Consider the following 8,525-nt stretch of genomic DNA (forward strand, 5'->3'; position numbering starts at 1 on the left):
TTTGCACGCGACGCTTTCCATCAATAACAAGCCCAAGCGGAGTACCACAGATGGCGTTCTTCACCGCAGCCAGCAAAGCCGACTTCCAGCACCAACTGCAAGCGGCACTGGCGCAGCACATCAGTGAACAGGCACTGCCACAAGTGGCGCTGTTCGCTGAACAATTCTTCGGCATCATTTCCCTGGACGAGCTGACCCAACGTCGCCTCTCCGACCTCGCTGGCTGTACTCTTTCTGCGTGGCGCCTGCTTGAGCGCTTCGATCACGCGCAACCGCAAGTGCGCGTCTACAACCCCGATTACGAACGTCACGGCTGGCAGTCGACGCACACCGCGGTCGAAGTGCTGCACCATGACTTGCCGTTCCTGGTGGACTCGGTGCGTACCGAGCTGAACCGTCGCGGCTACAGCATCCACACCCTGCAGACCACCGTGCTGAGCGTGCGTCGTGGCAGCAAGGGCGAGTTGCTGGAAATCCTGCCAAAAGGCACCACCGGCGAAGGCGTGCTGCACGAGTCGCTGATGTACCTGGAAATCGACCGCTGCGCCAACGCGGCCGAATTGAATGTGCTGTCCAAGGAACTGGAACAGGTCCTGGGTGAAGTCCGCGTCGCGGTCGCCGATTTCGAGCCGATGAAGGCCAAGGTGCAGGAAATCCTCACCAAGCTCGATAACAGCGCATTCGCCGTCGATGCCGACGAAAAGAACGAAATCAAGAGCTTCCTGGAATGGCTGGTGGGCAACCACTTCACCTTCCTTGGTTACGAAGAGTTCACCGTTGTCGATCAGGCCGATGGTGGCCATATCGAATACGACCAGAACTCCTTCCTCGGCTTGACCAAGATGCTGCGCACCGGTCTGACCAACGAAGACCGCCACATCGAAGACTATGCCGTGAACTACCTGCGCGAACCGACCCTGCTGTCGTTCGCCAAGGCCGCGCATCCGAGCCGCGTGCACCGTCCGGCCTACCCGGACTACGTGTCGATTCGCGAAATCGATGCCGACGGCAAAGTGATCAAGGAACACCGCTTCATGGGCCTGTACACCTCTTCGGTGTATGGCGAAAGCGTGCGTGTCATTCCGTTCATCCGCCGCAAGGTCGAGGAAATCGAGCGCCGTTCCGGCTTCCAGTCCAAGGCTCACCTGGGCAAGGAACTGGCACAGGTTCTGGAAGTGCTGCCGCGTGACGACCTGTTCCAGACTCCGGTCGACGAGCTGTTCAGCACCGTGATGTCGATCGTGCAGATCCAGGAACGCAACAAGATCCGCGTGTTCCTGCGCAAAGACCCGTACGGCCGTTTCTGCTACTGCCTGGCCTACGTGCCGCGCGACATCTACTCCACCGAAGTTCGCCAGAAGATCCAGCAAGTGCTGATGGAGCGCCTGAAAGCTTCCGACTGCGAGTTCTGGACGTTCTTCTCCGAGTCCGTGCTGGCCCGCGTGCAACTGATCCTGCGCGTCGACCCGAAAAACCGCATCGACATCGACCCGCTGCAACTGGAAAACGAAGTGATCCAGGCCTGCCGCAGCTGGCAGGACGACTACGCCGCCCTGACCGTCGAAACCTTCGGCGAAGCCAACGGCACCAACGTGCTGGCCGACTTCCCGAAAGGCTTCCCGGCCGGCTACCGCGAGCGTTTCGCTGCGCATTCGGCCGTGGTCGACATGCAGCACTTGCTCAATCTGAGCGAGAAGAAGCCGCTGGCCATGAGCTTCTACCAGCCGCTGGCCTCCGGCCCACGCGAGCTGCACTGCAAGCTGTATCACGCCGATACCCCGCTGGCCTTGTCCGACGTGCTGCCGATCCTGGAAAACCTCGGTCTGCGCGTGTTGGGTGAATTCCCGTACCGTCTGCGTCACACCAACGGCCGCGAGTTCTGGATCCACGACTTCGCGTTCACCGCCGCCGAAGGCCTGGACCTGGACATCCAGCAACTCAACGACACCCTGCAGGACGCGTTCGTCCACATCGTCCGTGGCGATGCCGAGAACGATGCGTTCAACCGTCTGGTGCTGACCGCCGGCCTGCCATGGCGCGACGTTGCGCTGCTGCGTGCCTACGCCCGCTACCTGAAGCAGATCCGCCTGGGCTTCGACCTCGGCTACATCGCCAGCACCCTGAACAACCACACCGACATCGCTCGCGAACTGACCCGGTTGTTCAAGACCCGTTTCTACCTGGCCCGCAAGCTCGGCAGCGATGATCTGGACGACAAGCAACAACGTCTGGAACAGGCGATCCTGACTGCGCTGGACGACGTTCAAGTCCTCAACGAAGACCGCATCCTGCGTCGTTACCTGGACCTGATCAAAGCGACCCTGCGGACCAACTTCTACCAGACCGACGCCAACGGCCAGAACAAGTCGTACTTCAGCTTCAAGTTCAACCCGCACTTGATCCCTGAGCTGCCGAAACCGGTGCCGAAGTTCGAAATCTTCGTTTACTCGCCACGCGTCGAAGGCGTGCACCTGCGCTTCGGCAACGTCGCTCGCGGTGGCCTGCGCTGGTCCGACCGTGAAGAAGACTTCCGTACCGAAGTCCTCGGCCTGGTAAAAGCCCAGCAAGTGAAGAACTCGGTCATCGTGCCGGTGGGTGCGAAGGGCGGCTTCCTGCCGCGTCGCCTGCCACTGGGCGGCAGCCGTGACGAGATTGCGGCCGAGGGCATCGCCTGCTACCGCATCTTCATCTCGGGCCTGTTGGACATCACCGACAACCTGAAGGACGGCAAACTGGTACCGCCGGCCAACGTCGTGCGGCATGACGACGATGACCCGTACCTGGTGGTCGCGGCGGACAAGGGCACTGCAACCTTCTCCGACATCGCCAACGGCATCGCCATCGACTACGGCTTCTGGCTGGGTGACGCGTTCGCGTCCGGTGGTTCGGCCGGTTACGACCACAAGAAAATGGGCATCACCGCCAAGGGCGCGTGGGTTGGCGTACAGCGCCACTTCCGCGAGCGCGGCATCAATGTCCAGGAAGACAGCATCACGGTGGTCGGCGTGGGCGACATGGCCGGTGACGTGTTCGGTAACGGCCTGTTGATGTCCGACAAGCTGCAACTGGTTGCCGCGTTCAACCACATGCACATCTTCATCGATCCGAATCCGGATCCGGCCACCAGCTTCGCCGAGCGTCAGCGCATGTTCGACCTGCCGCGTTCGGCCTGGTCCGACTACGACACCAGCATCATGTCCGAAGGCGGAGGCATCTTCTCGCGCAGCGCGAAGAGCATCGCCATCTCGCCACAGATGAAAGAGCGCTTCGACATCCAGGCCGACAAGCTGACCCCGACCGAACTGCTGAATGCCTTGCTCAAGGCACCGGTGGATCTGCTGTGGAACGGCGGTATCGGTACTTACGTCAAAGCCAGCACCGAAAGCCACGCCGATGTCGGCGACAAGGCCAACGATGCGCTGCGCGTGAACGGCAACGAACTGCGCTGCAAAGTGGTGGGCGAGGGCGGTAACCTCGGCATGACCCAACTGGGTCGTGTGGAATTCGGTCTCAATGGTGGCGGTTCCAACACCGACTTCATCGACAACGCCGGTGGCGTGGACTGCTCCGACCACGAAGTGAACATCAAGATCCTGCTGAACGAAGTGGTTCAGGCCGGCGACATGACCGACAAGCAACGCAACCAGTTGCTGGCGAGCATGACCGACGAAGTCGGTGGTCTGGTGCTGGGCAACAACTACAAGCAGACTCAGGCCCTGTCCCTGGCGGCCCGCCGTGCTTACGCGCGGATCGCCGAGTACAAGCGTCTGATGAGCGACCTGGAAGGCCGTGGCAAGCTGGATCGCGCCATCGAGTTCCTGCCGACCGAAGAGCAACTGGCCGAACGCGTTGCTGAAGGCCATGGTCTGACCCGTCCTGAGCTGTCGGTGCTGATCTCGTACAGCAAGATCGACCTCAAGGAGCAGCTGCTGGGCTCCCTGGTGCCGGACGACGATTACCTGACCCGCGACATGGAAACGGCGTTCCCGCCGACTCTGGTCAGCAAGTTCTCTGAAGCCATGCGTCGTCACCGCCTGAAGCGCGAGATCGTCAGCACCCAGATCGCCAACGATCTGGTCAACCACATGGGCATCACCTTCGTTCAGCGACTCAAAGAGTCGACCGGCATGACCCCGGCGAATGTTGCCGGTGCGTATGTGATTGTTCGGGATATCTTCCACCTCCCGCACTGGTTCCGTCAGATCGAAGCCCTGGACTATCAGGTCTCCGCTGACGTGCAACTGGAGCTGATGGACGAGCTGATGCGTCTGGGCCGTCGCGCTACGCGCTGGTTCCTGCGTGCCCGTCGCAACGAGCAGAACGCTGCCCGTGACGTCGCGCATTTCGGTCCGCACCTCAAAGAGCTGGGCCTGAAACTGGACGAACTGTTGAGCGGCGAAATCCGCGAAAACTGGCAGGCGCGCTATCAGGCGTACGTCGCCGCCGGTGTACCGGAACTGCTGGCGCGTATGGTGGCGGGTACTACCCACCTCTACACGTTGCTGCCGATCATCGAAGCCGCCGACGTGACCGGTCAGGATCCAGCCGAAGTGGCCAAGGCGTACTTCGCCGTGGGCAGCGCGCTGGACATCACCTGGTACATTTCGCAGATCAGCGCCTTGCCGGTTGAAAACAACTGGCAGGCCCTGGCCCGCGAAGCGTTCCGCGACGACGTCGACTGGCAGCAACGCGCGATCACCATCGCTGTTCTGCAAGCGGGCGGCGGTAACCTGGACGTGGAAGAGCGTCTGGCGCTGTGGATGGCGCAACACGACGCGATGATCCAGCGCTGGCGCGCCATGCTGGTGGAAATCCGTGCCGCCAGCGGCACCGACTACGCCATGTACGCGGTGGCCAACCGTGAGCTGAACGACGTGGCGCTGAGCGGTCAGGCGGTCGTGCCTGCTGCGGCGACGGCGGAGCTTGAGCTTGCTTGAGTAGCCGTTGAATGAAAAAGCCCCTGCATTGTGAGATGCGGGGGCTTTTTTTTGCCTGATGGTTTTCTCGTTACTGCAAGTTATGTCCTTGTTTGTTATCAAGCATCGACACTTTATCTGCCGGCCTGGTCAGCAAATTACTGAGCGACTGGTCAAACTTTTGCAACGCCCGAACCTGAACTTCCTGTTGCTGATTAATATCCGCAACAATCTCCTCTGAACGCTTGAAGTCCGCCCAGACCGGCGTCAATTCTTTTGCCTCAGACCCCTTGGCCGTGCCGATATAGTTGAACTTCCCATCATAAAAATCCGCACTCACATCCGCCTTGATGTCCGAACTGCGCGAAGTCATCAACTGGCTGTGAGTATCGACGATCGCCACCACATCCGGGTTGGCCGCACGCAGGCTGTGCATGTCCGGGTACACCGTGACCGAGCCGAACTGACGTTGCAGCGAGGCTTTCACCCAATCCACCGCCATGTCCGGTTTTGAAGTGGCGACGTAGGCGTCATGGATCGGCTGCACCAGCAGGCTCTGGCCGAAACCGGTGCCGGCGTTGGCCTGGTAGTTGCGCAAATAGTCACGGTTGGCCTGGGTGCTTGGGCTGTAGATGACACCCAGCGAGACACCGGGACCGCTTTTGACCTGGGTGGCGCTGCTGCGTCCCACCGGTTGGGTGAACAGCGTATCGAGGGAGGAAACCGCTTTCGGAGCGGTTGGAACAGAACAGGCTGACAAGGCTAAAACCGATATCGCCAGAGTACTGGCAAATGCAAGTTTCATGGTGAGTCTCCCGTGAAGCAACTTCAGTCGGAAAGTCAGGCATGTCGGGGTTGATTAAATAGAACCGGCGACAGTCGCCTCAGACTACTCCCGCCCAACTGAAAACAACCTGACAATTTGCTGAATGACTGTCATGTCATAGTTTTATTGGTTGTAAGCATTTTTGATTAATTGCCGCGTGAAATAAAAAAGGCGCCAATCAATGTTTTGCGCCTTTCATTTATGGCTGGTTAAACAACCATCAGTTTTTCAATGGGATCAGCACTTGCTCGTCCGGCGAGAGCACCATGAACACCAGCAACCTGGCCGGCTTGCTCTTGCTGGCATTTTTCGAGATCAAATGCTCGGAACCGGCCGGCTCGTACCAGTACTGGCCTTTCTTGTAGGTGATCGGTTGCTCACCTTTGACCTGGGAAACGATCTCGCCTTCGAGAACGTAAGCCATGGCGGTGCCATCGTGTTTATGGGCGATGGAGGACTGGCCGGGTTTGTAGTCGACTTCGATCATCAGAGCTTTTTTGCCGGGGACGTTTTTCAGCATCTGGTCCTGCAGGACCGAGATTTTCTCGGATGGGGAATCGGTACCGTGGGCCAGTGCCGAAGCGCTGATGGTGAGGGCCAGAGCGGCGAGCGGGGCGGCAAGCAAGTGCAGGATTTTCATGGTGATCACCTGATGAAGTGGGGGAGTCGGTGATCACAGTAGTCCGCGTGCCGGGGTATTCAAACGGCCAATATTCGGGAAGTTCGGGTGACCAATCGCGGGAAAACAAGGCCGGCAAAACGAACGATGGCGACGGAGGGGGCTCCGTCGCCATCGATGTGGATCCTGTTGTTTTTATACGATCGGGAAACTGTTGAAATCCACGCTATTGGCCAGACGACTGTCGATCAAGTCAATAAACCCCTGAGCTTCCGGGCGATTGAAATGCGCCTGCATCGCCGCTTCCGACTGCCAGCGGGCGCTGACCGTCCAGCGGTGGCTGTCCTCGGGGCAGCGGTCGACCATGTAGGAATCGCAGCCCGGCGTCTGGCGCAGGGTTTCGACGATCTTTTGCAACTGCTTGCCCAGCTCCTCCGATCGGCCGGCGGCAGCCTGCACCTGTACGGTGTTGATCACTTCGTTGGACATTGCTCACACTCCTGAATCAGGCCGGACGAATCCTGCTCATTGAGGGATAACGCTTGTGCAGGATAGGCCTGCCCCCCCGGATCACCAATAACCAATCGGCGGTTAATTGTTTAGGCCAATTTAACCAACGACCTGTTGCAGAATGTCGCGCAGGCGGTCGAGCGCGATGTCGATGTCCAGCGTCTCGATGGCGCCGAAACCGAAATACATGCCGCTTCTGGCTGGCTGCTGGTAATAGAAGCCATCGATGGCGTACAGCCCGACTTCGACCTTTTTCGCCAGTTCGATCACCAGCGGCAAGTCGATCGGCACCTTGCAGAACACCGCCATGTGAAACCCCGCGCTGGGCGGCACGGCCTCCAGCCACGGCGACAGGTCGGTGGCCATGCGCGCCAGAATCCGCTCGCGGCGCTGGGCATAAATGGTGTGGCAGCGGCGGATGTGCTTGAGCAGACACCCTTCGGCGATGAACTTGGCTAGCGCCCATTGCGGCAGGGTGGAGGCGTGCAGATCGGTGAGCTGCTTGGCGCGGATCACCGCTTCGAGAATCGCCGGCGGCAGGATCGCGTAGCCGAGGCGCAGCTCGGGCAGCAGGGTTTTCGAGAAGGTGCCGACGTAAGCGACGATGCCGCGCTGGTCGAGGTTGTGCAGCGAATCCGTCGGGCGGCCCTCGTAGCGGAACTCGCTGTCATAGTCGTCCTCGATGATGATCGCGCCCAGCTCATGGGCCCGTTCGAGCAGGGCTTCGCGCCGCGCTTGACTCATCGGCATGCCCAGCGGGAACTGGTGCGACGGCGTCACGTAGATCAGCCGCGTGCCCTCGGGAATCCGCTCGACCTGAATGCCCTCGGCATCCACCGGCACGCCGACCACCGTCGCCCCGTGAGTGCCGAACAGCAGCCGCGCCGGCGGGTAGCCGGGATCTTCCATCGCCACCAGACTGCCGGGGCGGATCAGCACTCGGGTGATCAGATCCAGCGCCTGTTGCGCGCCGTTGCACACCACGATGTCCTCGTCCTGGCAGTTCACGCCACGGGAAAACGCGATGTGCCGGGCAATCGCATTGCGCAGCGCCGGCAGGCCCTCCGGCACGCTGTAGAAACCTTTGGCATTGGCCATCTGCCGCAGCGCATGAGAGACGCAGCGGCGCCAGTCATCCTGGGGAAACTGGCCCTTGCTGGTGGCGCCGCCGATGAAGTCGTAGCGCAGCGAGCCCTCGAGCGTCGGGTGGCGCAGGAACACCGGCAGATTGCGCCAGCTCTCGATCACCTCGGAACTGGCCAGTTCGGAATAACTTTGCTTGCGCTGCACCGGCGTCGAGCGTGCGTTGACGTAAGTGCCTTTGCCGATCACCCCGGTGAGGAAGTTCTCATAGGTCAATTGCGCGTAGGTGTCGGAAATGGTCTTGCGCGAGATCCCCAGTTGCTCGGCGAGCAAACGGCTGGGCGGCAACTGGGTGCCGGCGGCCAGACGCCCGGATTCAATGGCGCCGCGCAGTTGCTGGTACAACTGACCGGCCAGGTCCTTGCGGCCATTGATCACGACATGCAGTTCCATACCGACGGGGCGCTCCGGGCGATTGAGTGTGCCGGCCAGATTACTCCCGTTTGTTTACGGGGCAGTAGTTGCGTAGAGCAAAAATATCGAATTGGTCACTTACTCTTGTGGGAGCGGG

The 8,525-nt window shown here is 60.4% G+C and carries 5 protein-coding genes; 1 reads left to right on the forward strand and 4 read right to left on the reverse strand.

The genetic code is table 11. The features are described 5' to 3' along the window. Positions 1–50: 50 nt before the first annotated feature. Positions 51–4,937 carry an NAD-glutamate dehydrogenase gene (locus ACTJK9_RS03820; RefSeq protein ID WP_064597204.1) on the forward strand — a complete coding sequence of 1,629 codons (4,887 nt, stop codon included), beginning with the start codon at positions 51–53 and terminating at the stop codon, positions 4,935–4,937. A gap of 70 nt (positions 4,938–5,007) precedes the next feature. Here ACTJK9_RS03820 and ACTJK9_RS03825 read toward each other — a convergent pair whose 3' ends face one another. The 4 genes from ACTJK9_RS03825 to pdxR form a co-directional block, all read right to left on the reverse strand. Beyond that, the gene (locus ACTJK9_RS03825) at positions 5,008–5,721 is read right to left on the reverse strand and encodes an ATPase (RefSeq protein ID WP_440812235.1); all 714 of its coding nucleotides are present in this window, start codon (positions 5,719–5,721) and stop codon (positions 5,008–5,010) included. A 241-nt stretch (positions 5,722–5,962) separates the two neighbouring features. Further along, positions 5,963–6,382 (reverse strand): cupin domain-containing protein, encoded by a 420-nt coding sequence (locus tag ACTJK9_RS03830; RefSeq protein ID WP_440812237.1) that lies wholly within the window; start codon positions 6,380–6,382, stop codon positions 5,963–5,965. 174 nt (positions 6,383–6,556) lie between these two features. After that, on the reverse strand, positions 6,557–6,850 hold the full coding sequence (locus ACTJK9_RS03835; RefSeq protein ID WP_039773274.1) for a putative quinol monooxygenase: 294 nt from the start codon (positions 6,848–6,850) through the stop codon (positions 6,557–6,559). Between the two features lie 120 nt (positions 6,851–6,970). Continuing rightward, positions 6,971–8,407 carry a MocR-like pyridoxine biosynthesis transcription factor PdxR gene (pdxR, locus tag ACTJK9_RS03840; RefSeq protein ID WP_440812240.1) on the reverse strand — a complete coding sequence of 479 codons (1,437 nt, stop codon included), beginning with the start codon at positions 8,405–8,407 and terminating at the stop codon, positions 6,971–6,973. Positions 8,408–8,525 lie beyond the last annotated feature (118 nt).

It is taken from the genome of Pseudomonas sp. 22082 (assembly GCF_052046055.1).
GTDB lineage: Bacteria > Pseudomonadota > Gammaproteobacteria > Pseudomonadales > Pseudomonadaceae > Aquipseudomonas > Aquipseudomonas pharyngis.

What these genes read in the sequence shown, in the direction of transcription:
- ACTJK9_RS03820 (WP_064597204.1), top strand. Translation starts at nt 51, where the DNA reads ATGGCGTTCTTCACCGCAGCCAGCAAAGCCGACTTCCAGCACCAACTG.
- ACTJK9_RS03825 (WP_440812235.1), bottom strand. Translation starts at nt 5,721, where the DNA reads ATGAAACTTGCATTTGCCAGTACTCTGGCGATATCGGTTTTAGCCTTG.
- ACTJK9_RS03830 (WP_440812237.1), bottom strand. Translation starts at nt 6,382, where the DNA reads ATGAAAATCCTGCACTTGCTTGCCGCCCCGCTCGCCGCTCTGGCCCTC.
- ACTJK9_RS03835 (WP_039773274.1), bottom strand. Translation starts at nt 6,850, where the DNA reads ATGTCCAACGAAGTGATCAACACCGTACAGGTGCAGGCTGCCGCCGGC.
- pdxR (WP_440812240.1), bottom strand. Translation starts at nt 8,407, where the DNA reads ATGGAACTGCATGTCGTGATCAATGGCCGCAAGGACCTGGCCGGTCAG.